At 31.0% G+C, this 26,369-nt stretch carries 23 protein-coding genes and 2 riboswitches; of the genes, 19 read left to right on the forward strand and 4 right to left on the reverse strand.

Going from position 1 to position 26,369, the window contains the following annotated elements:
- Window positions 1-21: 21 nt before the first annotated feature.
- The 7 genes from OW730_RS07335 to OW730_RS07365 all read left to right on the forward strand — a co-directional run bounded on the left by OW730_RS07335 (window position 22) and on the right by OW730_RS07365 (window position 8,535).
- Complete coding sequence (locus OW730_RS07335; protein ID WP_271228397.1) at window positions 22-870, forward strand: 3-hydroxybutyryl-CoA dehydrogenase; 849 nt, start codon at window positions 22-24, stop codon at window positions 868-870.
- Between the two features lie 176 nt (window positions 871-1,046).
- The gene (locus OW730_RS07340; RefSeq protein WP_271228398.1) at window positions 1,047-2,954 is read left to right on the forward strand and encodes a sigma-54-dependent Fis family transcriptional regulator; all 1,908 of its coding nucleotides are present in this window, start codon (window positions 1,047-1,049) and stop codon (window positions 2,952-2,954) included.
- A 316-nt stretch (window positions 2,955-3,270) separates the two neighbouring features.
- The gene (locus OW730_RS07345; RefSeq protein ID WP_271228399.1) at window positions 3,271-4,437 is read left to right on the forward strand and encodes an iron-containing alcohol dehydrogenase; all 1,167 of its coding nucleotides are present in this window, start codon (window positions 3,271-3,273) and stop codon (window positions 4,435-4,437) included.
- A 402-nt stretch (window positions 4,438-4,839) separates the two neighbouring features.
- A riboswitch (glycine riboswitch) is annotated at window positions 4,840-4,935 on the forward strand.
- 119 nt (window positions 4,936-5,054) lie between these two features.
- The gene (locus tag OW730_RS07350) at window positions 5,055-5,915 is read left to right on the forward strand and encodes a sulfide/dihydroorotate dehydrogenase-like FAD/NAD-binding protein (protein ID WP_271228400.1); all 861 of its coding nucleotides are present in this window, start codon (window positions 5,055-5,057) and stop codon (window positions 5,913-5,915) included.
- 4 nt (window positions 5,916-5,919) lie between these two features.
- Entirely contained in the window at window positions 5,920-7,287 is a 1,368-nt protein-coding gene (gltA, locus tag OW730_RS07355; RefSeq protein ID WP_271228401.1) for an NADPH-dependent glutamate synthase, read from the forward strand.
- Between the two features lie 104 nt (window positions 7,288-7,391).
- A complete protein-coding gene (locus tag OW730_RS07360) occupies window positions 7,392-7,586 on the forward strand; it encodes a hypothetical protein (RefSeq protein WP_271228402.1) in 195 nt (64 codons plus the stop codon).
- Between the two features lie 70 nt (window positions 7,587-7,656).
- Complete coding sequence (locus OW730_RS07365) at window positions 7,657-8,535, forward strand: DNA-3-methyladenine glycosylase family protein (protein ID WP_271228403.1); 879 nt, start codon at window positions 7,657-7,659, stop codon at window positions 8,533-8,535.
- 281 nt (window positions 8,536-8,816) lie between these two features.
- Here OW730_RS07365 and gdhA read toward each other — a convergent pair whose 3' ends face one another.
- Both gdhA and OW730_RS07375 read right to left on the reverse strand, forming a co-directional pair.
- A complete protein-coding gene (gdhA, locus tag OW730_RS07370; RefSeq protein ID WP_271228404.1) occupies window positions 8,817-10,154 on the reverse strand; it encodes an NADP-specific glutamate dehydrogenase in 1,338 nt (445 codons plus the stop codon).
- Window positions 10,141-10,794: a TIGR01906 family membrane protein gene (locus OW730_RS07375; protein ID WP_271228405.1), complete on the reverse strand. Its 654-nt coding sequence runs from the start codon at window positions 10,792-10,794 to the stop codon at window positions 10,141-10,143. The genes gdhA and OW730_RS07375 overlap by 14 nt, the downstream gene beginning before the upstream one ends.
- Window positions 10,795-11,358: 564 nt before the next feature.
- Here OW730_RS07375 and OW730_RS07380 point away from each other — a divergent pair.
- The 7 genes from OW730_RS07380 (at window position 11,359) to nudC (ending at window position 20,063) form a co-directional block, all read left to right on the forward strand.
- Complete coding sequence (locus OW730_RS07380; RefSeq protein ID WP_271228406.1) at window positions 11,359-11,634, forward strand: co-chaperone GroES; 276 nt, start codon at window positions 11,359-11,361, stop codon at window positions 11,632-11,634.
- A gap of 40 nt (window positions 11,635-11,674) precedes the next feature.
- Window positions 11,675-13,303, forward strand: a complete 1,629-nt coding sequence (groL, locus tag OW730_RS07385) for a chaperonin GroEL (protein WP_271228407.1) — start codon at window positions 11,675-11,677, stop codon at window positions 13,301-13,303.
- A gap of 243 nt (window positions 13,304-13,546) precedes the next feature.
- A riboswitch (purine riboswitch) is annotated at window positions 13,547-13,645 on the forward strand.
- Window positions 13,646-13,758: 113 nt separating this feature from the next.
- A complete protein-coding gene (guaB, locus tag OW730_RS07390) occupies window positions 13,759-15,207 on the forward strand; it encodes an IMP dehydrogenase (RefSeq protein WP_271228408.1) in 1,449 nt (482 codons plus the stop codon).
- Window positions 15,208-15,219: 12 nt separating this feature from the next.
- A complete protein-coding gene (gene guaA, locus OW730_RS07395; RefSeq protein WP_271228409.1) occupies window positions 15,220-16,743 on the forward strand; it encodes a glutamine-hydrolyzing GMP synthase in 1,524 nt (507 codons plus the stop codon).
- Window positions 16,744-17,464: 721 nt separating this feature from the next.
- A complete protein-coding gene (locus tag OW730_RS07400) occupies window positions 17,465-18,217 on the forward strand; it encodes a class I SAM-dependent methyltransferase (RefSeq protein WP_271228410.1) in 753 nt (250 codons plus the stop codon).
- Between the two features lie 45 nt (window positions 18,218-18,262).
- Complete coding sequence (locus OW730_RS07405) at window positions 18,263-19,018, forward strand: GNAT family N-acetyltransferase (RefSeq protein ID WP_271228411.1); 756 nt, start codon at window positions 18,263-18,265, stop codon at window positions 19,016-19,018.
- A gap of 217 nt (window positions 19,019-19,235) precedes the next feature.
- Window positions 19,236-20,063 carry an NAD(+) diphosphatase gene (gene nudC / locus OW730_RS07410; RefSeq protein WP_271228412.1) on the forward strand — a complete coding sequence of 276 codons (828 nt, stop codon included), beginning with the start codon at window positions 19,236-19,238 and terminating at the stop codon, window positions 20,061-20,063.
- 157 nt (window positions 20,064-20,220) lie between these two features.
- Here the strand turns inward: nudC and OW730_RS07415 are convergent, their stop codons facing one another.
- A complete protein-coding gene (locus OW730_RS07415; RefSeq protein ID WP_271228413.1) occupies window positions 20,221-20,397 on the reverse strand; it encodes a hypothetical protein in 177 nt (58 codons plus the stop codon).
- Between the two features lie 215 nt (window positions 20,398-20,612).
- Between OW730_RS07415 and OW730_RS07420 the strand changes: the two genes are divergently transcribed.
- The 4 genes from OW730_RS07420 to OW730_RS07435 all read left to right on the forward strand — a co-directional run bounded on the left by OW730_RS07420 (window position 20,613) and on the right by OW730_RS07435 (window position 23,485).
- Window positions 20,613-20,786: a sporulation protein Cse60 gene (locus OW730_RS07420; protein ID WP_271228414.1), complete on the forward strand. Its 174-nt coding sequence runs from the start codon at window positions 20,613-20,615 to the stop codon at window positions 20,784-20,786.
- Window positions 20,787-20,801: 15 nt separating this feature from the next.
- Window positions 20,802-21,083: a hypothetical protein gene (locus OW730_RS07425; protein WP_271228415.1), complete on the forward strand. Its 282-nt coding sequence runs from the start codon at window positions 20,802-20,804 to the stop codon at window positions 21,081-21,083.
- Between the two features lie 264 nt (window positions 21,084-21,347).
- Window positions 21,348-22,697, forward strand: coding sequence for a glucose-6-phosphate isomerase (locus OW730_RS07430; protein ID WP_271228416.1), 1,350 nt, complete (start codon window positions 21,348-21,350; stop codon window positions 22,695-22,697).
- Between the two features lie 344 nt (window positions 22,698-23,041).
- A complete protein-coding gene (locus tag OW730_RS07435; protein WP_271228417.1) occupies window positions 23,042-23,485 on the forward strand; it encodes a YaiI/YqxD family protein in 444 nt (147 codons plus the stop codon).
- Between the two features lie 267 nt (window positions 23,486-23,752).
- On the opposite strand, the gene OW730_RS07440 is transcribed toward OW730_RS07435, so the two are convergent.
- Entirely contained in the window at window positions 23,753-23,923 is a 171-nt protein-coding gene (locus OW730_RS07440; RefSeq protein ID WP_271228418.1) for a hypothetical protein, read from the reverse strand.
- A gap of 203 nt (window positions 23,924-24,126) precedes the next feature.
- Between OW730_RS07440 and OW730_RS07445 the strand changes: the two genes are divergently transcribed.
- Window positions 24,127-26,229 (forward strand): triple tyrosine motif-containing protein, encoded by a 2,103-nt coding sequence (locus OW730_RS07445; protein ID WP_271228419.1) that lies wholly within the window; start codon window positions 24,127-24,129, stop codon window positions 26,227-26,229.
- Window positions 26,230-26,369: the final 140 nt, after the last annotated feature.

The raw sequence follows: 26,369 nt of genomic DNA on the forward strand, positions 1-26,369 counted from the left end.
TTTATTAAAGGGGGTATAATTATGAAAAAGATTTGTGTATTAGGAGCTGGAACAATGGGAGCTGGTATTGCTCAAGTTTTTGCTTCAAAAGGGTATGAGGTTATTTTAAGAGATATAAAGGATGAGTTTGTTGATAATGGTATAGCATTCATTACAAAATCTCTTGATAGATTAGTTAAGAAAGAAAAGATAACAGAAGAGAAGAAAGAAGAAATTTTAAGTAATATATCAGGAACTACAGATATTAAATTAGTAGATGACTGTGACCTTATCATTGAAGCTGCTGTAGAGAATATGGAGATCAAAAAGAAAATATTTAAAGAGTTAGATGAGATATGTAAAGAAGATGCAATCTTAGCATCTAATACTTCATCATTATCTATAACAGAAATTGCAGCTGCAACAAATAGACCGGATAAAGTTATTGGAATGCATTTCTTTAATCCTGCGCCAGTAATGAAGCTTGTTGAAATTATTAAAGGAATAGCTACTTCAGATGAAACATTTGATAAGATCAAAGAATTATCTGTAGCAATTGGAAAAGAGCCTGTTGAGGTTGCAGAAGCACCTGGATTTGTTGTAAACAGAATTCTTATTCCAATGATAAATGAAGCAGTAGGAATATACGCAGAAGGAATTGCTAGTGTGGAAGATATTGATACAGCTATGAAGTTTGGAGCAAACCATCCAATGGGACCATTAGCTTTAGGTGACTTAGTTGGATTAGATGTTGTACTAGCAATCATGGATGTAATGTTAAAAGAAACAGGAGATCCAAAGTATAGAGCACATACATTATTAAGAAAATATGTAAGAGCTGGTTGGTTAGGAAGAAAAACTAAAAAAGGTTTCTACGATTACAATAAATAATGAGATAAAAAATCCTGCTGTTTACATAAACAGCAGGATTTTTAATAGGAGAGTTCACTTAAGGTAATCTTGTGAAATGCAACCTAGGTTTTTATAAAGCAGGGAAGGAGAGGTTGGTAATTAAGATTTCTTGTTTAAATATTTGATTAAGGAATCTATTATGCCGACAAATAAAAGTGAGATACTCAGAAGAATTTAAACAAGTAATAATAAAAAAATCTCATATAAGAAGTGAGTTGTATGGGATTGAAAAAGAGAGAATTCATCCTAGGATAATTTTAAAAGGAATAGAGATGAGTAAAGCTTTACAAGATAATAAAGAAATAATTGAAGTTGCATCACCCATAATTCAGAATCTGTATGATATGGTTCATAATTCTGGATTTTTAATAATTTTAACAGATAGAGAAGGGTGTATATTAAAAATAATGGGTGATACTAATGTTCTTAAGGCGGCAGAAGAGTTGGATATGATAACTGGGGCTTATATGAATGAGAAAAGTATAGGAACAAATGCTATGGGAACTGCGATAAAAGAAGACATGCCAATTCAGATATCCGCAAAAGAACATTTTATTGAGGCATATCATAAATGGACATGTTCAGCTGCACCGATACACTTTGAGAATGAGATTATAGGATCTCTTAACCTTACAGGATACAGTACAGAAGTACATCCACATACATTAGGCATGGTTGTAGCAGCTGTGCAATCGATTGAAAGAAATTTGTCTCACGAGAAACTTCAAAAAGAGTTAGTTGAGGCTTACTTATATATGGATAGTATTGTTAGCTCTATATCTCACGGTATAGTGGCTGTTGACACGAAAGGGATAATTAGACATTATAATAATACTGCACAGGATATGTTACATTTAGAAGAAAAAAAACAGGACAATTTAAATATCAATAAATTTATTAAGGTGTGGCCTGAAATTTACCAAAAAATAAGTCAGGGTAAGAGTTTCATGTATGAAGAAGTTTCCTTTAACAAGAATAATAAATATAATATAAGTGCCAATCCTATATTTAATAATAACAAAGAACTTATAGGGGTGGTTCTTATTATAAATGAAATACATACAGTTATGAAATTGGTAAATAAATATTCAAATATGGTTTCAAAATATACATTCCATGATTTGATATATAAGAGTGGCACTATGAAGAAGATTGTTGAATTTTCGAAGAGGGTTGCGGACAGTCCCTCAACAATTCTAATACAAGGAGAAAGTGGAACTGGTAAAGAGGTTTTAGCGCAAGCTATACATAATCAGAGTAGTAGAGCTAATAATCCTTTTATAGTAATAAATTGTGGTGCAATTCCTAAAAATTTAATAGAATCAGAACTTTTTGGATATGATGATGGGGCTTTTACAGGAGCTAAAAGGGGAGGAAAATCGGGGAAATTTGAACTTGCCCATGGAGGGACTTTATTTTTAGATGAAATAGGTGAGATGCCTCTTGATATGCAGGTTAATCTTTTAAGAGTGCTTCAAGAGGGATATATAAACAGAGTGGGTGGAGATAAGTATATCCCTATTGATGTAAAAATAATAGCTGCAACAAATAAAAACTTAAAAGAAGAAGTGAATAAAGGAACATTTAGAGAAGACTTATATTATAGATTAAGTGTAATTCCTATTATGTTACCTCCTTTAAGAGAGAGAAAAGAGGATTTACAACCTCTTATAGAACATTTTTTAAGGACGAAAGCTAGGAAGCTTAATAAAATGATTCCTCATATTTCACAAGAGCATTTAAATCAAATTTATAGATATGAATGGAAAGGTAATGTTAGAGAATTAGAAAATTATATAGAAAATGTAGTGAATTTAGATGGTAAAACTACAATTAATATTAAAAATTTAGATATATTTGATAAAAATATATCTAATAAAGAGGTTGATAGAGGAAATGTGTACTTGTGTACATTAGAAGAGCTTGAGAAAAAAGCTATTATTTCATGTTTAAAGGAATATGATAATAATATATCTAAAGTTGCAAAAACTTTAGATATAAGCAGAAATACATTGTATCTAAAAATGAAAAAGTATAATATAAATAAGTGTAATATGTCATAGTATTGAGAAAAAAATAACAACATATGTCCTAAAATGTTACAGTGTATAGTTTTAGGACATATGTTGTTATTATTATGTACTAAAACAGGACAAATGAGATTAAATGCTATAAGTAAATAATTAAATATAGTAATATTATAAAAAGATTTATGGTTATTTTTATTTTTATATAGTAAAAAAAACCACTAATTGTTAAAAAATAAACAAATATGTGAAAAAAATATCAAAATATATAAAAAAACTTAAAGTTGGCACGAGAATTGCTTTATATATAAGTAATTACATACAGAATTATAATTTATGGGAGGTTATTATTATGAATCGTTTTACATTACCAAGAGATATCTATTTTGGAGAGAACTCTTTAGCAGTTTTAAAAGAATTAAAAGGTAAAAAAGCAATGGTTGTTACTGGAGGAAGCTCAATGCAGAAATTTGGTTTCCTTGAAAAAGTAGAAGCTTACTTAAAAGAAGCGGGAATGGAAGTTGCATTTATAGAAGGCGTAGAACCGGACCCATCTGTTGAAACTGTATTTAAAGGTGCAGAAAAAATGAGAGAATTTGGACCAGATTGGATTGTTTCAATTGGAGGAGGATCACCAATTGATGCTGCAAAAGCTATGTGGATTTTCTATGAGCATCCAGAAAAAACATTTGATGATGTTAAGGATCCATTTACAGTACCAGAATTAAGAACTAAAGCTAAGTTTGTGGCTATTCCTTCAACAAGTGGTACAGCTACTGAGGTTACAGCATTCTCAGTAATAACTGATTATAATAAGAAAATTAAATATCCTTTAGCTGATTATAACTTAACACCAGATATTGCGATTGTAGATCCAGAGGTAGCTTCAACAATGCCACCAAAATTAGTAGCTCATACTGGTATGGATGCATTCACTCATGCTTTAGAAGCTTATGTTGCTTGTAATAAATCATCTTTCTCAGATCCATTAGCTATGGAAGCTTTAGAAATGGTTAAAGAGAGTATATTAAAATCTTATGAAGGTGATTTAAAAGCTAAAGGGGAAATGCACATTGCTCAATGCTTAGCAGGTATGTCATTCTCAAATGCTTTATTAGGAATTACTCATAGTATGGCACATAAAACAGGAGCAGTATTCAATATTCCACACGGATGCGCTAATGCTATATACTTACCATCAGTTGTTCAGTTCAATGCAAAAGAGTGTGGAGACAGATATGCTAAAGTAGCTTCAAGATTAGGATTAAAAGGTGAAACTCAAGAAGAATTAATAAGCTCTTTAGTTCAATTTATAAGAGATTTAAACAAAAAATTAAATATACCAGCTTCATTAAAAGAATTTGGTGTAACAGAAGAGCTTTTCAACAATAATCTTGACTATATTTCTAATAATGCTGTATTAGATGCATGTACTGGTTCAAATCCTAGACAGATATCTGTAGATGAAATGAAAAAAATATTTGAATGCACTTATTATGGTACAAACGTTGAATTTTAATAAAATCATTTAAATATAAGGCGCATATAATGCGTCTTATATTTAAAATTTACATAATTAATGTAAAGTAAATATAATATGTTGCTATTTTCAGATTATTCAATAAAAGGATAGAAAAAATAATCATGATTATGAATTTTTTGGATGATTAAACTTTCAAATTTGATATATTTTAAATTAATGATTTTTTATTCAAAAGATATTGAAAATTATAAAGTTAAACTATTGACTTTTAACAAACAAAATGCTAAGATAACCTTGAATTGAATAGTTAAGGATTATGGATGAAGGTTGTTGGAGATATTTAAAATTTAGTAGTATACTAGATTTTAAATTACCGAAGAAGAAAGTAGTGTATTGGGCTTGATACATTACGAAGCTTTCAGGTTGAGGACAATAACTGGACATACCCCTGGAGAGAATCTTTAAATAGATCATCGAAGAAGTAAGCTCATATTAATGAGGGAATCTTTCAGATAAAAGGACAGGGTGCAAAGAAGCTTTCTAGAGATAGAATGCTATTTTGCACTTTGTCTTTTTTTGTTAAAGGCATGCAGGGTATAATTTTAAAACTTTCAATTTTTTTGAAAACAATCTGTAAAAAAGGATGTGGGAGTATGTATTTAATTAAAAGAAAACAGGATTTAAATGAGAATACGTTCAAAATGGATATATTAGCTGAAAGACTTGCAAAATCAGCACAACCAGGTCAATTTGTTATTGTTAAGTTACATGAAAAAGGTGAGAGAATACCGCTAACAATTGCGGATTATGATAGAGAAGAGGGGACTGTATCTATAGTTGTACAAGCTGTAGGTGGGTCTACACAAAGAATGAAAAGCATGAATGAAGGCGACTATTTAATGGATATAGCTGGACCTTTAGGAAAACCATCAGATTTCGTTGAAGATTTTGAAGAAATAAAAGATAAAAACGTTCTTTTTGTGGCAGGTGGAGTTGGATCTGCTCCAGTATATCCTCAAGTTAAGTGGTTACACGAAAATGGGGTTAATGCTGATGTAATCATCGGAGGTAGAAGTGCAGAACTAGTTATTCTTAAAGAAGAAATGAGTAAAGTTGCTAATGAAGTATATATTGCGACTGATGATGGTTCTTTAGGAATGAAGGGTAGAGTTACAGATATGATAAACCACCTTGTAAACGTAGAAGGTAAGAAATATGATCTTGTAATAGCTATCGGGCCATTAATAATGATGAAATTTGTAGCATTACAAACTAAGGAATTAGGAATTCCAACTGTAGTTAGTATGAATCCAATAATGGTTGATGGAACTGGTATGTGTGGAGCATGCAGAGTTACTGTTGGTGGAAAAATTATGTTTGCATGTGTTGATGGACCAGAGTTTGATGGTCATTTAGTTGATTTTGATGAAGCAATGAGAAGAGCAACAACATATAAAGAAAAAGAAAAACTTCATCAGTTCAAAGCTGAAGAATGTCAGTGTCACAGGGGGTAATGATATGATATTAGAGAGAGTTAAAGTTAGAGAGCAAGATCCAAAAGTAAGAAGTACTAATTTTGAGGAAGTTTGTTTAGGATATAATGAAGCTGAAGCAGTAGAAGAGGCTAAAAGATGTTTAGGATGTAAATCAAAGCCATGTGTAGGAAAATGCCCAGTAGCTGTTGATATTCCTGAGTTTATAAAATATATTAAAGAAGAAAATTTTGAGATGGCTGCAGAGGAATTATTTAAGCATACATCACTTGCAGCAGTATGTGGAAGAGTTTGTCCACAAGAAACTCAATGTGAGAGCAAGTGTGTTCTTAGCCATAAAGGTGAAGCAGTTGCTATAGGTAAGTTAGAAAGATTTGTAGCAGACTGGCATAGAAAAAATAAGCCTGCTTCTACAACTCAAAAAGAAAATACAGGTAAAAAAGTAGCTGTAATAGGAAGTGGACCAGCAGGATTAAGTTGTGCAGGTGACCTTGCTAAGAAAGGTTTCGATGTTACTGTATTTGAAGCACTTCACGAACTTGGAGGAGTTTTAACTTATGGAATTCCTGAGTTCAGATTACCTAAAGAGATAGTTAAGCATGAAATTAACAACCTTAAGAGTGTTGGAGTTAAGTTTGAAAAGAATGTTGTTTTTGGTAGAACAATTAACTTCCAAAGTCTTGAAGAAGAAGGTTTTGAATCAATATTCATAGGATCAGGAGCTGGTCTTCCTAAGTTCTTAGGAATTGAGGGAGAAGGTTTAAATGGAGTATTCTCTGCTAATGAGTTCTTAACTAGAGCTAACTTAATGAGAGCATTCAAAGAAGATTATGAAACACCAATGCAAATTGGTAAAAAAGTAGCGGTTGTAGGTGGCGGAAACGTTGCAATGGACGCTGCAAGAACTGCACTTAGACTTGGTGCTGAAGTATACCTAATCTATAGAAGAACAGAGAAGGAATTACCAGCAAGAGTAGAAGAAGTACATCATGCAAAAGAAGAAGGAGTTAACTTCGTATTCTTAACTAATCCAGCATCTATTAAAGGTGAAGACGGATGGGTTAAAGGTGTTGAATGTACTAAAATGCAATTAGGTCAGCCAGATGATTCAGGTAGATGTCGTGTTTCTACTATTGAAGGTAGCGAGCATATAATCGAAGTAGATTCTGTTATCATGGCATTAGGAACTAGAGCAAACCCAATTATCACAGCATTAAAAGATGATTTAGAATTAAATGAGTGGAACAACATTAAAGTATTTAATGACAATGGAAAAACATCTTATAAAAATGCTTACGCTGGTGGAGATGCTGTAACAGGTGCTGCTACAGTAATATTAGCAATGGGTGCAGGTAGAAAATCAGCTCAAGAAATAGCAAGTAATTTAGCATAAAATAAATAAATAAAAAAGCAAGAGTTAAATCTCTTGCTTTTTTTATTTTTTGAGAAAAAAATATTGTTGATACACTTCATTTATAAATAAAGGAAAATTTATCTTTGCTTATTGATAAATATTATTATATAATAAAAGTAATTCGTGTGGCGATTTGTATTAATAGAAATAAATATAAAATACTTAAAGGGCGAGAAAAACTCATTAATAAATTGTACAATGTAGTAAAAGAGGAATTAAAAGAGGACAGTTGTACAAAACTAATAGAGATTAATAATATGATAAAAAAGAGTTGGTAGGACATGATAAGTTATACTGACGAAGTAATGGCAAAATATATTTTGAATAATTTTGAGGTGAAGAAAGACAATGAGCAGTTACAGCAAAATTGAGATAAGTGGACCAGATATTATAATTAAAGATATTCAGAATTTTGAATTAAGAGATATATTTGATTGTGGTCAGGCATTTAGATGGAATAAGACTGAAAGTGGAAGTTATATTGGTGTTGCCTTTGGTAGAGTATTGGAAGTAAGGAAAAGAGAGAATGATGTAATATTTTATGATTGCTCCATGGAAGAGTTCAATAATACGTGGATAGAGTATTTTGATCTTGAAAGAGATTATAGTAAAATAATTGAAGAATTAAGTGTGGATGAGACATTGAAGATGGCATGTGACTTTGGAAAAGGAATGAGATTATTACAACAAGAGCCATTTGAATTAACCATATCATTTATTATATCAGCAAATAATCAAATACCTAGAATTAAAAGATCTATCGAGAGAATAAGTGAGAGATGGGGAAGAAAAATCTACTATAAAGGAAATGAATATTATGCATTTCCAACAGTTGATGAGTTAAGGGAAGCTGGTATTGAGGAGTTAGAACAGTGTGGAGTGGGGTTCAGAGCAAAGTACATATATGAAACAATACAAAGAGTGTTAAGTGATAAAGATATATTAAATAGAATTAAATCTTTAGATGATGACGGATGCCATAAGGAATTAATGGAATTCAAGGGTATAGGACCTAAAGTAGCTGACTGTATTATGTTGTTTTCCATGCAAAAATACTCAGCCTTTCCAGTGGATGTCTGGGTTAAAAGAGCAATGCAGCATTTTTATGTTGCCCCTGATGTGACTTTACCTAAAATAAGAAAGTATGGAAGAGAGAAGTTTGGGGAGCTAGGTGGATTTGCTCAACAGTATTTGTTTTATTATGCGAGAGAAAACAACATACTATAAAAAACATAATGGAGAATGGATAATGTAGAATGGAGAATGATTGACATTTCGCTCTGCGAAATTTTAATTGTATTGTTCAATCAAAAATATGGTATTGCTCCTTTCAGTTAAAAAGAATAGAGTCTATTTTAAATACAATATTTTATCCAAGATGAAATGAGTGAAAACTTCTTGTCCTAAAGAATAATAAAATGTAGCTTTTGCCCTAAGGCAAAAGCATCCATCATTCTCCATTCTCAATTCTCCATTCTACATTAAAAAAAGGCACGAATGTGCCTTTTTTATACGATTCCTTGCTCCATCATAGCAGTAGCAACTTTCATAAATCCTGCTATATTAGCACCAGCAACGTAGTTGCCTTCAAGTCCGTATTCTTCACATGCCTCTCTAGCTGTTTTAAATATGTTCTTCATGATATTTTGCAGTTTAGCATCTACTTCCTCAAAGGTCCAGTGGTATCTCATACTGTTCTGTGCCATTTCAAGAGCAGAAGTGGCAACGCCACCAGCGTTAGCGGCCTTAGCAGGTGCAACTAATACTCCTTTGTCTATAAAGTAAGTTACTGCTTCGTTAGTACAAGGCATATTAGCGCCTTCTCCAACTGCAATACATCCATTAGCAACAAGTTTTTTAGCGTGAGCTAATTCAATATCATTTTGTGTTGCGCATGGAAGGGCTATATCGCACTTAAGATCCCATATGTTCTTACATCCTTCAACGTATTCAGCTTCTGGATGATGATTAATGTATTCTTTAATTCTTCCTCTTTGTTCAAGTTTAATTTTTTTAATTGTGTCTAGATTGATTCCATTTTCGTCAACTACATAACCTTTAGAATCAGACATCGCTATAACTTTTCCGCCATAAGTTGTTACCTTTTCATTAGCGAATATAGCAACATTACCAGAACCTGATATTACGATTCTCTTACCAGAGAAATTGTAGTTGTGAGCTGCAAGCATTTCTTTAACAAAGTAGATTAAGCCGTATCCAGTAGCTTCGGTTCTTACTAAAGAACCACCGTAGGATAAACCTTTACCAGTAAGTACTCCACCTTCATAACCGTTTCTAATTCTCTTGTATTGACCAAACATATAACCTATTTCTCTTGCCCCTACGCCTATATCACCAGCAGGTACGTCAATATCTGGACCTATATGTCTGTATAACTCTGACATAAAGCTTTGGCAGTATCTCATAATTTCTAAATCAGATTTTCCTTTAGGATCAAAGTCAGAACCACCTTTACCGCCGCCAATTGGAAGACCGGTTAAAGCATTTTTGAATATTTGTTCAAATCCTAAAAATTTAATAATTCCTAAGTAAACTGATGGGTGGAATCTTAAACCGCCCTTGTAAGGACCTAAAGTGCTGTTAAACTGTACTCTGAATCCTCTGTTAATTTGTACTTCTCCTTTATCGTCTACCCATGGTACCCTGAACATAATTTGTCTTTCCGGTTCAAACATTCTCTCTATAATTTTAGCTTTAGCGAATTTAGGGTATTTTTCAATAACAGGTTCAATTGAATGTAATACCTCTTCTACAGCTTGATGAAATTCTGCTTCTCCTGGGTTGCGTTGTACAATCTGTTCTAAAATTTCCTTAATTTTGCTCATTGGAATTCTCTCCTCCATTCAAATAATTATAAATAAATTTTAAGATAAACATATTTAAGATTATTATTCCTAAAATTGCGATAAAAAAAATTAAAAATAAATTCTGTGGCAAAATATTTATTATTGGATCAGTCTTTGGATCTAATAACCAGTAGTCATTGTTAAAAACCACCATATGCATAAAATCGAAGGCAAAGTCAAATAGCATTATTGAGGGAATTGTAATTATAAGTACTACAATAATTAATAACCTTGATGCAATTTTCAGAAAAGTATAAGTTTTCTGAAAATAAATTGCTGCAATGGTTATAATTGAAGAAAGTATAAAAATATACAAAATTGACCAATATACATTTTTTACCTCTATAAAATGTATTATACCATTTTCTGACGATTGAAAGTTAGGTAAATTGAAAAATTCATAATTATTTTTAGTGATAAAATCTATTATGTAATTATAATTATTAGTTAGTATATCATGATTCATATTTTCAGGCAATGGAATATTTAATATTTTCATTGAAAGGGGATATATAAATCTTGAATTAAATACAATTATTATTGATCCTGATATAATTGCAATACATAAAAATATTGAAGTAAACCAGGAGTAAAATTTTTGCTTTTTTGAAGTACTCACATAAATCTCTCCTACTAAATTTAATCTCTTTAGGAAGTATGTCCATTTAACTTCATAAGTATACAAATTAAACAAAGTAGGTGAATCTATTTAAACTTTTTTTTCTTGAATAAGCTAAATTTTTAACTAAGAAATATTTATTACTATAAATATTATGAAATTAATAAAAATATTTATAAAAATCTATAATAAATTTAATAAATATATAATTTATAGAAAATAAAGGAATAGTGAGGAAACGGAAGAAAACAAGAAAAAACATTAGATATTTATTAATAAATCAAAGAAATACAAAGGATAAAGACTTTGATAAAAATGTATGTATTATTTAATATATAATTATGTTAGCACTCTATTATGTTGAGTGCTGATTATGGTAAAATTAAAAAAGTTATTCAAAATTGAACATATTACAGAAAATTAAGAGTTTTTAATTAGTAAAATTATAAAAAAGTATAAACTATTATTTATTTATCTAGTATAATAGATATTGGTGCTATAGGTTGAAAATAATTATAATTCTATAAATTATCATTTAACCATAATAAAAGGAGGTTATACACTATGCAAATTAGACCACTTGGAGACAGAGTTGTAATTAAAAGAATAGAGGCGGTAGAAACTACGAAGAGCGGTATAGTTCTTCCAGGAGCTGCTAAAGAAAAGCCACAAGAGGCTGAAATAGTTGCAGTTGGACCAGGAACAGAAGATGTTAAAATGGAAGTTACTGTTGGGGATAGAGTATTATTCTCTAAATACAGTGGAACAGAAGTAAAAATTGAGGATAAAGAATACATTATTTTAAAGCAAGAGGATATACTTGCAGTAATAGAAAAGTAATTAAAGTTAATATAGTTAATCATAGTAGGAGGGAATTAAGATGGCAAAAACAATTCTTTTTGATGAAGAAGCTAGAAGAAGTATGCAAAAAGGGGTAAATACCTTAGCTAATACTGTAAAAGTTACATTAGGACCTAAAGGGAGAAATGTTGTTTTAGATAAAAAATTTGGTTCACCATTAATAACTAATGATGGTGTTACAATAGCTAGAGAAATAGAATTAGAAGATCCATTTGAAAATATGGGAGCACAGCTAGTAAAGGAAGTTGCTACAAAAACTAACGATGTTGCAGGTGATGGAACTACTACGGCTACATTATTAGCACAAGCTATAATAAGAGAAGGTTTAAAAAATGTTACAGCGGGAGCTAATCCAATTCTAATAAGAAATGGTATCAAGATGGCTGTAGATAAAGCTGTAGAGGAAGTAAAAAAAGCATCTAAGCCAGTAGCTGGTAAAGAAGATATTGCAGGAGTTGCTGCGATTTCAGCTGGAGATGAAGAAATAGGAAATCTTATTGCTGACGCTATGGAAAAAGTGGGCAATGAAGGTGTTATTACAGTAGAAGAATCAAAATCAATGAGTACAGAATTAGATGTTGTTGAAGGTATGCAATTTGACAGAGGATACTTAAGTCCTTATATGGTAACAGATGCTGAAAAGATGGAAGCAATTTTAGATGATCCATACATGTTAATAACTGATAAGAAGATCACTAACATACAAGAAATTTTACCAGTTTTAGAGCAAATTGTTCAACAGGGTAAAAAGCTTATGATAATTGCTGAAGATGTTGAAGGTGAAGCTTTAGCAACTTTAGTTGTTAACAGATTAAGAGGTACTTTCGTATGTGTAGCTGTTAAAGCTCCAGGATTCGGAGATAGAAGAAAAGAAATGTTAAGAGACATCGCTATACTAACAGGGGGAGAAGTTATATCAGAAGAGCTTGGTAGAGATCTTAAAGATGTAACAATTGATATGTTAGGAAGAGCTGAAAGTGTTAAGGTTTCTAAAGAGAACACTACAATAGTTAATGGTAAAGGTAATAAGGATGCTATCGCTGAGAGAGTACACATAATCAAGAATCAAATTGAAGAGACAACTTCTGAATTTGATAGAGAAAAGTTACAAGAGAGACTTGCAAAGCTAGCTGGTGGAGTAGCGGTTATAAAAGTTGGTGCTGCTACAGAAACAGAGCTTAAAGAGAAGAAGCTTAGAATAGAAGATGCTTTAGCTGCAACAAAAGCTGCAGTTGAAGAAGGTATAGTTCCAGGTGGAGGAACAGCATACGTTAATGCAATTAATGCTGTAAATGAGCTTACTCACGAGGTTGCAGATATTCAAGTTGGTATCAATATCATTGTAAGAGCACTAGAAGAGCCTGTAAGACAAATTGCTACTAATGCTGGTTTAGAAGGATCTGTTATAATTGAGAAGGTTAGAAACAGTGAACCAGGAATAGGATTTGATGCTCTTCATGAAAAATATGTTGATATGCTTTCAGTAGGAATAGTAGACCCTACAAAAGTTACTAGAACAGCTCTTCAAAATGCTGCATCAGTATCATCAACATTCTTAACTACAGAAGCTGCTGTGGTTGATCTTCCAGAAAAAGATGCACCAGCAATGCCAGGTGCTCCAGGAATGGATATGGGTGGAATGTACTAAGAGTATATTTAATAATAGTAAATATAAATGCTGAGTTTGGTCTTAAGACTAAACTCAGTTTTTTTATTCTTAAGGGAAATAATAGTTTGATAACTAAGAAAATGATGTTTGTAACACCTAGAAAATCAATATTTTGAAAGCTTAAGAAAAGTACATAAAAGAGTTTTATTTAAATAGAAAAAAACTGTTGACAAATGGTGATAACTTAAATAGAATAGGTAATAAGTTATTCAGACGAAAAATAATAATAGAATATATTCTCATCATATAATCCTCGAATAAGGCGAGGAAGTTTCTACCGAGTACCGCAAATTCTCGACTATGAGTGAGTAGGTTTAAGAATGTATTATACCTAGTTCACTTTATTGTGAACTAGGTATTTTTTATTCTATTCACCTTATTCATTTGTGATGAGTATCACATACAAACAATATTGATTAAGGAGAGTGTAAAAAATGGCAAAAATCTTAAAACAAGCTTATACTTTTGATGACGTATTATTAGTACCAAATAAATCTGAGGTTCTTCCTAAAGAGGTATCTCTTAAAACTCAATTAACTAAGAAGATTACTCTAAACATTCCAATCATGAGTGCAGGAATGGACACTGTAACTGAATCAAAGATGGCAATAGCTATGGCTAGAGAAGGTGGAATAGGAATTATTCATAAGAATATGTCTATTGAAGAACAAGCTGCAGAAGTAGATAGAGTAAAGAGACAAGAGAATGGGATTATTACAAATCCAATATACCTTTCACCAGAGAATACTATTCAAGATGCTGAAAATTTAATGGCTAAATACAGAATATCAGGTGTTCCAGTAACAGAAGGAACTAAACTTGTAGGTATACTTACAAATAGAGATTTGGCTTTTGAGACTGATTATAGTAAGAAAATTCATGAAGTAATGACAAAAGAAAATCTTGTGACAGCTATGGAAGGGACAACTATTGAAGATGCTAAAGTTTTATTAAGCAAACATAAGATAGAGAAACTTCCACTTGTAGATGCAGATTTTAACTTAAAAGGACTTATAACAATTAAAGATATACAGAAATCGATTAAATTCCCAAATGCAGCTAAGGATGAAAGAGGTAGATTATTATGTGGAGCTGCAGTAGGGGTAACTGGCGATATGATGGAGAGAGTTGAGGCTTTAGTTAAGGTTGATGTTGATGTTATAACAATCGATACAGCTCACGGACACTCAAAAGGAGTTCTTGATGCAGTTAGTAAAATTAAAGAACATTATCCAGAACTTCAGATTATTGCAGGAAATGTTGCAACACCAGAAGCTACAAGAGCACTTATAAAGGCAGGAGCTGATTGTGTTAAAGTTGGAATTGGACCAGGATCAATATGTACAACTAGAGTTGTTGCTGGAGTAGGTGTTCCACAATTAACAGCAGTAATGGATTGTGCTGAAGAGGGAGACAAATATGGTGTACCTGTTATAGCGGATGGAGGAATCAAATATTCAGGAGATGTTGTAAAAGCATTAGCTGCAGGAGCTAGAATTGCAATGATGGGGTCAATGTTTGCTGGATGTGAAGAAGCACCTGGTGAAATGGAGATATATCAAGGAAGAAGTTACAAGGTATACAGAGGAATGGGATCATTAGGAGCTATGGCTAAAGGAAGTAAAGATAGATACTTCCAAGAAGGAAATAAGAAATTAGTACCAGAAGGTGTTGAAGGAAGAGTAGCATATAAGGGTTCTGTTAGTGATACAATTTATCAACTTATTGGTGGAATTAGATCAGGAATGGGGTACTTAGGAGCAAGAACTCTTGTTGAAATGTCAGAGACAGCAACATTTGTTGTTCAAACATCTGCTGGATTAAAAGAAAGTCATCCACATGATATAAATATTACAAAAGAATCACCAAATTACAGAATGTAGTGGAGGAAGAATATGAATAATGAACTAATATTAGTAGTTGATTTCGGTGGACAATATAATCAACTTATCGCAAGAAGAGTAAGAGAAAATAATGTTTACTGTGAGATAATTCCATATACAAAATCACTAGAAGAGATTAAAGCTAAAAATCCAAAGGGAATAATTTTTACAGGTGGACCTAATAGTGTTTATGGGGAAAATGCACCTCAGATAGATGAAGAGATATTTAAATTAGGTATTCCTATATTAGGTATATGTTATGGGGCTCAATTAATGTCTCATAAATTAGGTGGAAAAGTAAGTTCTGCTGATAGAGAGTATGGAAAAGCAGATGTAGAGTTAAATACAAATTCACCATTATTTGAAGGTATAACAGAGACTCAATGTTGGATGAGTCATACAGATTATATAGAAGTAGCACCAACTGGTTTTGAGATAATTGGAAAAACAGATAAGTGTCCAGTTGCTGCAATTGGTAATGATGAAAAGAAGTTATATGGAGTTCAATTCCATCCAGAGGTAGAACATACTTTATTCGGTAAACAGCTTATAACTAATTTCTTATTAAAAGTTTGTAATTTAAAAGGTGATTGGTCAATGTCATCTTTTGCAGAAGAAAAAATAAAAGAAATAAAAGAAGTAGTTGGAGATAAGAAAGTATTATTAGCATTATCTGGTGGAGTTGATTCATCAGTTGTAGCGGTTCTTGTACACAGAGCAATTGGGAAAAACTTAACTTGTGTATTTGTTGACCATGGATTACTTAGAAAAGATGAAGGTGACCAAGTAGAAGAAATTTTTGGAAAGCAATTTGATCTTAACTTAATTAGAGTAAATGCTCAAGAAAGATTCCTTGGAAAACTTAAAGGTGTAAGTGATCCAGAGGAAAAGAGAAAAATCATTGGTGAAGAGTTTGTAAGAGTGTTTGAAGAAGAATCTGAAAAGTTAGGAAAGATGGATTTCTTAGCGCAAGGAACTATATATCCAGATGTAGTTGAAAGTGGAACAGATACTTCAGCTAAGATAAAGACACACCATAATACAGCACTTCCAGAAGACATGGCTTTTGAACTATTAGAGCCATTAAGAGAATTATTCAAAGATGAAGTAAGAGCTGTTGGTGAAGAGTTAGGAATTCCACATCACTTAGTATGGAGACAGCCGTTCCCAGGACCAGGACTTGGAATAAGAGTTTTAGGTGAGGTAACAGAAGATAAGCTTCATATAGTAAGAGAAGCAGATGCAATATTAAGAGAAGAAATAGCTTTAAACGGACTTGAGGGAAGCATATGGCAGTATTTTGCTTGCTTACCTGGTATTAAGTCTGTAGGGGTTATGGGAGATGAAAGAACATATGCTCATGCAGTAGGTATAAGAGCGGTAACATCTTCAGATGCAATGACTTCAGAATGGTCAAGAATCCCATACGATGTATTAGATAAAATCTCAAGAAGAATAGTTAACGAGGTTGAAGGAGTAAACAGAATCCTTTATGATATTACTTCTAAGCCGCCTTCAACTATTGAGTGGGAGTAGACGCTTCACTACGTTTCGCTTAATTGAGAATGGATAATGGAGAATTGAGAATGAATGATATTTCACTCCGTGAAATTTAAATATTGTTCAAAAGCGATTTTAAATATTAAATTTGCCTAAAGTTTTGGGGCAGTGTTATCTTAGGATGATGCTGTCCTTTATTTCGTTATCTAGTAATCTAAAAAGTTTAATTGTATTATTTTATAAAATAATGTATAATTATAGTCATAAAATCAAATTATTACAGGAGAATGTTTTATGAGCGGGGTAGTTCTTAACTAAACAAATTTAATAAATATCTTAAAAGTTCGAAAAATCCATTTTATTTGGGTCTATTTGTCGTACCTTTAAGATGTAATTATGTTAAGAACACGGATAGCCACTTTTATGAAACATTACTTTAATAGGTTTTTTATTTGATTTTTATATCTATTATTGCTATTAAAGCCGTGCTTTGCACGGCTTTTTTTTGCGAAAAATGATATAAGAACATAATAATATTAGGCTATAGGTGTATTCTGTTCACCTATAGCCTTTATTTTTGGGGGGAGGGATAAAGTGTGTTAAATGCTGTAAATGGATATGTAGGAGCAACATGACTGGAGATTTAGATGCTATGAATAAGAGAAAAAATTGATAAACAGGGTTAGATGGAACTTATAATAATAAATTGTTATAAGGGTAAAGGGTTTTTAAATAAAAATATTTGGAGGATGAAAAGATGAATAATAATAACGGCTGGAGAATGTTTTTTAATAATTATGCACCAGATTATATGAAGGAATGTTTTACAAAGAATACAGTTGCAGAGGTAGATTTTATTGAAGAGGAACTTAAACTACCAAAAGGCTCGTATATTCTTGATATTGGATGTGGTACTGGAAGGCATTCTATTGAATTAGCAAGGCGTGGGTATAATGTTACTGGTATAGATATTTCAGAAAATATGCTGCTTGAAGGAAAAAAGGTATGTAAAGAAGAAAACTTGAATGTTGATTTTATTCATGCAGATGCTACAGAATTTAAAGTTAATAGATTATTTGATGCTTGTATTTGCCTTTGTGAAGGTGCATTTGGGTTATTATCTATGGAAGAAGATCCTTTTGTGAGAGACCATATAATATTGGAGAATATAAATTCTGTATTAAAACCTAATTCTAAATTTATATTAACAGCATTGAATGGAATGAAAATGATACGACAGTATAGTGATGAGGATGTGGATAAAGGAGTATTTGATCCAATAACTATAGCTGAAAAATATCCATTATCAAATATTTTAAAAAATGCTCCTGAAGATATTTTAGTAAAAGAGAAAGGGTTTTTGCCAACAGAGTTGAATCAGTTACTTAATAATGCAGGGTTTAAAGTAGAGAATATAGGGTGTGGAACAGCTGGAAAATGGAATAAACATAAATTAAAGTTAGATGATATGGAATTAATGTTAATAAGTAAAAAAACAAACAAGGTTTAGCTTTAGGAGACATAATTATGTATTTAATAATAAGGAGAGATGTTAATGAAATTTATAAGTACAACTATAGAAGAATTAAGAGGGTTTTATGTTGAATATTTTATGGAAATCAATGGTGGTTTCGATGATTTTTTTGAAGACATAATTAAAGAGGGGAAACATTATAGGATTGAATCAGAAAGTAATGTTATAGGTGGATTCTCAATAACTGGAGATAATAAGCTATCAGTTATATACTTAGTTCCTGAGAAAAGAAATCTGTATGAAAAGGTATTCGAGAGATTATTAGTATTCCAAGAGGTTCAGGGTATAGTAACAATAACTAATGACACAATGATGATGACACAGCTCATGCGTAGAAATTTTAGAATTAGAAAACAGGCATGTAATTTCACATATCTTATGGAAGATGCTGAAACAGAACTGGTTATGAAACTTGCAACATTAGAAGCGGTTTCAGTATTAGAAGAATTATTTGGTGATTTCTTGGAGGACTACAGTGAAGAAATTAAGTTGAATAAAGTGTATTTAGGCTATGATGAAGGGGAATTAGTTAGTTTAGGATTAATTAATGAACATGATTTAGTGCCAAACACAGTTTCAATCGGAATGATAGTAGCTGATTCAAAAAGATGTAGAGGATTTGGAACAGAAACAATCAAGGGGCTCATTAACATAGCAAAGGAAAAATCACTTCGTGTACAAGCTGGGTGCTGGTTCTACAACCATGCTTCTAAAAAGACGCTGTTAAAGGCAGGGATGACCCAAAGCAACATGATTATAAGGGTTGATGAATTTTAAAGTAATCTAAAGTTTTTGTGTAATAATTTGAAATTCAGTTGATTTATGCTAACATTGTAATAAGGAGGAAAAATAAAAATAACATTGATAGGTAACACATGTTAATGTGTAAATTATTTATCATAACAAGCTAAAATTTTGGTTCCGTTATATTAGAGGATAGTAGCAAGTAAAAAGAAATCTAACAAAAATTTTAATATTGATGGGGGTATAGCAAATGAAGGATACAAATATCAATAAAAATAACACATATTCATATTGTTTTTTAATGTGCAAAGGTGAAATAATATTTAAAGGACATGAAGATTATCCTGAGTTTCTATTAGTTAGTGATGTTGAAAAACTTGGGTTTAATAAGGTTGACATGATGTATATCGGTACAGTAGATAGTAATGAGTACTATGCTGCAAATTTATCTAATGATGATAAAATTGAAGGTTATTTCTCAAAACATATGAGTGAAATTTATGGGGAAGTTGAAGAAAATATATTTTTACTTGTTTTACGTGCTACACATTTATTAAATTGGTTAGATAAAAATAAATATTGCAGTTGTTGTGGAAAAAAAGTTCAGATAGAACCTAAACAAACTTATATTGAATGTTTAAATTGTGGACATATTACTTATCCGCGGATAACTCCAGCCATAATAGTTGCTGTTTTAAATGGTGATAAAATTCTTTTAGCACGTTCACCTCATTTCCCACCAAATTTGTATAGTCTTATAGCTGGGCATGTTGATGCAGGTGAGTTTATAGAGACATGTGTTAAAAGAGAAGTGAAAGAAGAGGTTGGAATTGAAATAAAGAATATTAAATATTTTGGAAGTCATCCATGGCCTTTTCCTAATAAACTTATGCTTGGTTTCATAGCTGAGTATTCGTCAGGAGAATTAAAAATAGATAATAATGAAATAGAAGCAGCTGACTGGTTTTCATTAGACGACCTGCCTCATATACCAGAATATAAGATGAGTTATGCAAGAATGATGATTAATCATATTCTAGAAGCAAGAAAAGATCCTAACAAAAACTTAACTAAATAACACTATTAAAACAAATAATATTCAATGTTGTTACTTATAAATTAAGGAGAACCATATGTTGGTTCTCCTTTTCAATGTCCAAAAACATTATAATTATCATTCATGAAGCTAGTTATTATGCAATAGCTTTAATAGCCTGCAACATTTGTCATAGAAGTTAAGGATATTTATGTATTAGTTCTCCAACCATATTATCTGTTAGATTAATTCTTAAATTACTTGCATAATTTTTAACTAAATGTTTTTGAATTTGTGTTGAAAGAAGATCGTCATTAACGGTATAAACGAAAAGAGTTATTAAATTAAGTTTTTCTGTAAATTCACTTATTCCCATGCTGTGCCTCCCAAATCATCATTAGTTCTGATACATAATACGAGATTTATAAAGAGGTTTTAAGGGGGAATTTTCGTGGTAAATTGTGCTAATTTTATTGGAAATAAATTCTTTAAAAATAAGCAAATTTGAGTTGAATTTAAGTGCTTTTTATTATTAATTTGAATAGCATATCATATAATTAATATGATAAATATTTTAAAAGAAGGGATTTAATGAAAGTAAAAATTATTGCACGGGGCAGGTATGATCATCTTCAAAGTGTAGTTAATGAATGGTTACATGAAAATAGAAACTTAGAAATAATAGATATTAAATATTCAGCAGGGAATCAATATGCTAATGACCCAGAATATTCTGCCATGATTATATACAATGAAAGCAAATGATGTAATGGAGGATATATGGATAAGGAAAAGATATTTATAATCAATTACTTCAATAAAGACGAGATGAGATGGTACGAGAAAGAGAAATATAATAATAGAGAGAAATATATTAATATCTTAACAGGGGAGGAATATGACTCATTAGCAGAGGCGACAAAAGCAAAGAAAGAGTATTTAAAGCAAATGAAAACAGGTAAGTCTAAAGAGTTAGAAGAGTATGAAGAGAATCTAGTAAATTTAGAAGAGGTTAATCTTGAAGATGAAGCAGAAATTCAAGAAGAGTTGATGGATGGGTAGACAAAATAGCCAAGATGATGCATAAAAGAGATATTTTCTTTTATGTATCATTTTTTAATTTATGTATTAAAATAAATTATTAAGATTATTATAAAAGTTTAAAGTCAATAGGCTTAGAAAATTGGTAAAGTAAGTGCATTAACACTAGAATTATCAAAATAAATATAATTTACAAATAAAAATGAAAAAAAACTTTAAAATATACGCTTTAATGTGGCATAATATAATAATGGGAAAAAGATTATATGAAATGGAGGAAGTTATATGAAAAAAGTATTATCATTGGATATTAAGAATTGTTCAGAATTTTTAAGAGAACACGAAGTAAGTCAAATGCAGCCTGCAATTTCAAGTGCTCATAAGTTACTTCACGAAGGAAATGGACCTGGGAATGCGTTTTTAGGATGGGTTGATTTACCTGTAAATTACGATAAAGATGAATTCGCAAGAGTTCAAAAAGCAGCAGAGAAGATTAAGAGTAACTCAGATGTTCTTATTGTTATAGGTATTGGAGGATCATACCTTGGAGCAAGAGCAGCAATAGAGATGTTAACTCACAGTTTCCACAATAATCTTCCAAAAGAGAAGAGAGATGGTGTTGAGGTTTACTTTGCTGGAAATAACATTAGTTCTACATATATTCAAGATTTATTAGAAGTTATTGAAGGAAAAGATTTCTCAGTTAATGTTGTATCTAAATCAGGGACTACTACTGAGCCTGCAATCGCTTTCAGAATATTTAAAGAGATTTTAGAGAACAAATATGGAAAAGAAGGTGCAAAGGAAAGAATATTTGCAACTACTGACAAAGCAAGAGGAGCTTTAAAGCAATTATCAGAAGCAGAAGGATACGAAACTTTTGTAATTCCTGATAATGTTGGTGGAAGATTCTCTGTATTAACTCCAGTTGGACTTCTTCCAATTGCAGCAGCAGGTGTTGATATAAAAGATATGATGGATGGTGCTGCAGCTGCGAGAGAAGAGTTCAGTAATGAAAACATTGAAGAAAATGACTGTTATAAATATGCAGCAGTGAGAAATTGTCTTTATAATAAAGGAAATACTACAGAAATAATGGTTAGCTATGAGCCGAGACTACAATACATGTCAGAGTGGTGGAAGCAATTATATGGAGAGAGTGAAGGAAAAGATGGAAAGGGTATCTTCCCAGCATCAGTTATATTCTCAACAGACTTACACTCACTAGGACAATATATACAAGATGGTGTTAGAAATATTTTTGAAACTGTAATAAATATTGAAAAGCCTCTTAAAGAGATGACTATAAAATCTGATGAGAAGAATTTAGATGGATTGAACTACCTAAGCGGTAAGACAATCGATTTCGTTAATAAGCAAGCATTCTTAGGTACTACATTAGCACACGTTGATGGAGGCGTACCAAACCTAGTACTAAACATGAGTGAAATATCACCATTCAACTATGGTTATTTAGTATACTTCTTCGAAAAAGCATGTGGAATAAGTGGATATGTTCTTGGAGTTAATCCATTTGACCAACCAGGAGTTGAAGCATACAAGAAAAATATGTTTGCACTTCTAGGTAAAGAAGGATTTGAAGAGTTAAGAGAAGAACTAACTAAAAAAATATAAAGAAATGGATAATGTATAACGGAGAAGCTTAAAAGAAATGTATAATGTATAATGGAAAATGTATAATGATGGACATTTCTCTTCGAGAAATTCTAATCTTATTGTTTCTTGGACAATAGGTTTTTACTCGTGTTATCTTTAGATAACACATTGTATTTAAATTACAATATTTTATCCTTGGATAAAATAAGTAAAATTATTTTGTTCTAAAAAGCAATAAGATTTAGGTTCTGACTTAAGTCAGAACCATCCATCATTATACATTATACATTATCAATTATACATTCGCTTTTATCGTTGAGCATTATCCATTATACATTTGATTTTTAAAGGGGTGTATGGATATGAGAATCATAATAGACGGAGACGCATGTCCTTCAAGAGAAGCAATTGAAGGTGTGGCAAAAGAATATAACATAGAAGTGATTATCTTCTGTACAATAGACCATATGATAAGGAGCAATTATTCTGAAGTAAGGGTTGTTGATCGTGGTTTTCAGAGTGTTGATATGAAAGTTATGAATGAAACCAAGAAGAATGATATAGTTGTCTCACAAGATTATGGGGTTGCTGCAATGGTCATGCCGAAAGGTGCTCATGCCATCAATCCTAATGGAAAGTTATATACTGAGCAGAATATTGACACCCTTCTTATGAAAAGGCATGTAAATGCGAAGGTTAGAAGAGGTGGGGGGAGAATATCTGGTCCTAAAAAGAGAAGCAAGATAGATGATGAAAGACTTAAAAGAAATCTTATAGAATTAATTGAAAAACACAAGGAAAACTAGATTTCCTTGTGTTTTACTTTAGTTGAGAACGAATGACATTTTACGACGAGAATTTTTTATTGTATTATTCCTAGGATAAGAGGAGTTGATTGGTTTAAATAAAATCAAACTTTGCATTTTAAATACAATATTTTATCTAAGATAAAATGAGTAAAAATTTCTTGTTCTTTAGAACAATATAATGTAGTTTCTGCTCAAAAAGGCAGAAACATCCATCATTATCCATTCTGAATTATCCATTCTGAATTATCCATTCTCAATTTGTTTTTAAAGTGTTTCGTCTTCTTTTTCATAAAATGCTGTATCGATAGCATTATTAGGACAATATGGGAATAGCTCTGCATTTATTGTTTGTTCTAAAATTGGATATGGGTTATTTTTTTTATCGATAGTTATATTCTTCTTTTTATAAGTGTAGTCTGCATCGTATTTATCCATTACTTCACCTCCAAATATTACTTTTGAATTTCTTGATAAATTAAGTTTTTAACTGAAAAAAATATATATACACTAGTCTTTGCAGAATTTTATTTTATATGATAAGAATGTGTGAATTAGTGCTGAGAGGAGTTGTTACATTTAATGGAAATATAGTATAATTAGAATAAGGAATTTATGTCGATTTTTATATGGGGGTAAATATGGACGAGATAAGATTAAGTATTGTTCCTGAAAAACAGCAATTTCAAGGACGAGATATTAATATCCAAGTAATAAATGATACTGGAGAAAGTCTTGAATATAAATTTCTCGTTGGACATGAGAGTAAATGGGAAACAGTAAGAGAGTTCTCTGGAGACAATACATTAAAATGGAGATTTGATAAACCTGGGGATTATTTCATAATGGTACAAGCAAAAAAGATTAATTCTAAACAATCATTTGATTATGTTACTAGAAGTCATTACGAGATTTTGTTTAAAGAAATGCCCTTCCGTATGGAAGAATTTAATGTTGATAAGGACAAGCTTAAGGTTGGGGAAAAACTATGTATATCAGCGCGAAGTAATAGGAATGACGCAGTATATAAGTACATGATTAAGGAAGATAAGGGGTGGAGAACTTTAAAAGATATAACTAAAGAAGGTGATTTGGAATATCATTTTACTACCCCTGGAGTTAAGGAGATTTCTCTAAAATGTTTTACCACAAAGGGAGAGGGAAAGAAGACAATTAGTTTGACGAAGAAGGTTGAAGTTGAGGAGAAAATACAACCGAAAATCAAATTGATTGAATGTTCTAAAAATAACCTATATGTTGGTAGAAATATTAATTTTAAAGTTAAGATTAATCAGAAAGAAGAGGATAATATATTATACAAGTTTATAAAAGTTTATCCTCAGGGGGAAATAGAGATTCTTAGAGATTATTCCAGTAATAATAATATTACTCTAGTTGAAGAATTAAAAGGAGAGCATGTGTTGATATGTTATATAAAGGACATGTTTTCATTAAATGAGTATGATGATCGAGCAAAGATAGTTTATAGAGTAAAAGATGGTGAGAAGATTCTCATAAGAGAACTGACTACAGATCTTCAATCTCCACAAGAAATTGGTACAAATATTAAAATTAGAGCAGTAACCAATACTGATTCAAGATTACTGTATAGATTTATGATTGAAAAGATTGAAGAGAAAAGGGTTCATGTTTGCAATAATATAAAATATAAGGAGATTGAGGGGAATAATAAGAAAGAAATTCTAAAGAAATTTGAGAATAGTAAAATCCTTGATAGTGATTATATAGCATCACCTTATTTTTTCTGGAAACCAGAGAAAGAGGGGAGATACAATATAAAATGTATTATCAAGAGAAAAGCTGCTGAGACACCAGATGATATAAAAGAATTGGAGTTTAACATAAAAGAATTAGCTGTTCAGGATGAGCGAATTGAAAAAGTAATTTTTAGTGAAGATATTAATAATATTCTTATTAATAATGAATTGAATATTAGAGTAGAGGGGACAACCCCTTGGATGAGTGAATATAGATTTATTATATTTAAAGATGATAAAGAAATTCAGAGAACGGAATATAGTAAAGACAATGAAATAGATTTTATTCCAAGGGAAGCAGGAGAGTTTAAATTAGAAATTCATATAAAAGGAAAGAAGAGTAAAAAAGAACTAGATTCAAAAGAATTGTTCATTCTTAATGTTAAGGAATTTATACCAGGAAAGATAGAGTATGTTCTTTATGATGCTAGAGAGTATTATGTTCATGATAAGATTAAATTTGAAATTGTTGGGAATATAGCTAAGGAAATAGTTTATAAATATAATGTATATCTAAACGGTGTTCATGTGGAACAATGTGATTATTCTGAGCATAAAGCATATGATTTTAAATTATTGAACAGTGGGAGATATCGATTTGAGTTTTTCTGTAAAAATATTAAGAGTAATGAGGAGCAGGATTATATTAAAAATATAAATGTTAATGTTATTGGAAGTAGACCTATTACAGAGAGTTATATTAAATGTGACAGAGATAATATTAATATTTTTGATGAGATAACATTTCAAGGAGAATGTAATATTAAAGAAAATATAATATATGAATTTTATTTATATGAAAATGATGGATGGAGAGTTCTGCAGAAATATTCTGCAAAGGATTTCTTCACATTCATTCCAAAGAAAGCAGGCGAGTATAGAATTCTAATGCTTGTAAAACATATAAATAATAATGAATCATATGAGCATTACTGTATAAATAAATTTAACGTAAATGAGAAGTAAAAAAGATAAACAAAAAAGAATAGAGAATAAAGAACATATATTGATGATATTCATCATTCTTCGGAATATTTTAAATTAATTTAGAGTTAATATATCTATATAGAGTTTATTTATGATAAAATAGAAAAAGTACATTTTAA

This window comes from Oceanirhabdus sp. W0125-5 (assembly GCF_027938815.1).
Classification (GTDB): Bacteria; Bacillota; Clostridia; order Clostridiales; family Clostridiaceae; genus Oceanirhabdus.

What these genes read in the sequence shown, in the direction of transcription:
- OW730_RS07335 (WP_271228397.1), top strand. Translation starts at nt 22, where the DNA reads ATGAAAAAGATTTGTGTATTAGGAGCTGGAACAATGGGAGCTGGTATT.
- OW730_RS07345 (WP_271228399.1), top strand. Translation starts at nt 3,271, where the DNA reads ATGAATCGTTTTACATTACCAAGAGATATCTATTTTGGAGAGAACTCT.
- OW730_RS07350 (WP_271228400.1), top strand. Translation starts at nt 5,055, where the DNA reads ATGTATTTAATTAAAAGAAAACAGGATTTAAATGAGAATACGTTCAAA.
- gltA (WP_271228401.1), top strand. Translation starts at nt 5,920, where the DNA reads ATGATATTAGAGAGAGTTAAAGTTAGAGAGCAAGATCCAAAAGTAAGA.
- OW730_RS07365 (WP_271228403.1), top strand. Translation starts at nt 7,657, where the DNA reads ATGAGCAGTTACAGCAAAATTGAGATAAGTGGACCAGATATTATAATT.
- gdhA (WP_271228404.1), bottom strand. Translation starts at nt 10,154, where the DNA reads ATGAGCAAAATTAAGGAAATTTTAGAACAGATTGTACAACGCAACCCA.
- OW730_RS07380 (WP_271228406.1), top strand. Translation starts at nt 11,359, where the DNA reads ATGCAAATTAGACCACTTGGAGACAGAGTTGTAATTAAAAGAATAGAG.
- groL (WP_271228407.1), top strand. Translation starts at nt 11,675, where the DNA reads ATGGCAAAAACAATTCTTTTTGATGAAGAAGCTAGAAGAAGTATGCAA.
- guaB (WP_271228408.1), top strand. Translation starts at nt 13,759, where the DNA reads ATGGCAAAAATCTTAAAACAAGCTTATACTTTTGATGACGTATTATTA.
- guaA (WP_271228409.1), top strand. Translation starts at nt 15,220, where the DNA reads ATGAATAATGAACTAATATTAGTAGTTGATTTCGGTGGACAATATAAT.
- OW730_RS07400 (WP_271228410.1), top strand. Translation starts at nt 17,465, where the DNA reads ATGAATAATAATAACGGCTGGAGAATGTTTTTTAATAATTATGCACCA.
- OW730_RS07405 (WP_271228411.1), top strand. Translation starts at nt 18,263, where the DNA reads ATGAAATTTATAAGTACAACTATAGAAGAATTAAGAGGGTTTTATGTT.
- nudC (WP_271228412.1), top strand. Translation starts at nt 19,236, where the DNA reads ATGAAGGATACAAATATCAATAAAAATAACACATATTCATATTGTTTT.
- OW730_RS07415 (WP_271228413.1), bottom strand. Translation starts at nt 20,397, where the DNA reads ATGGGAATAAGTGAATTTACAGAAAAACTTAATTTAATAACTCTTTTC.
- OW730_RS07420 (WP_271228414.1), top strand. Translation starts at nt 20,613, where the DNA reads ATGAAAGTAAAAATTATTGCACGGGGCAGGTATGATCATCTTCAAAGT.
- OW730_RS07425 (WP_271228415.1), top strand. Translation starts at nt 20,802, where the DNA reads ATGGATAAGGAAAAGATATTTATAATCAATTACTTCAATAAAGACGAG.
- OW730_RS07430 (WP_271228416.1), top strand. Translation starts at nt 21,348, where the DNA reads ATGAAAAAAGTATTATCATTGGATATTAAGAATTGTTCAGAATTTTTA.
- OW730_RS07435 (WP_271228417.1), top strand. Translation starts at nt 23,042, where the DNA reads ATGAGAATCATAATAGACGGAGACGCATGTCCTTCAAGAGAAGCAATT.
- OW730_RS07440 (WP_271228418.1), bottom strand. Translation starts at nt 23,923, where the DNA reads ATGGATAAATACGATGCAGACTACACTTATAAAAAGAAGAATATAACT.
- OW730_RS07445 (WP_271228419.1), top strand. Translation starts at nt 24,127, where the DNA reads ATGGACGAGATAAGATTAAGTATTGTTCCTGAAAAACAGCAATTTCAA.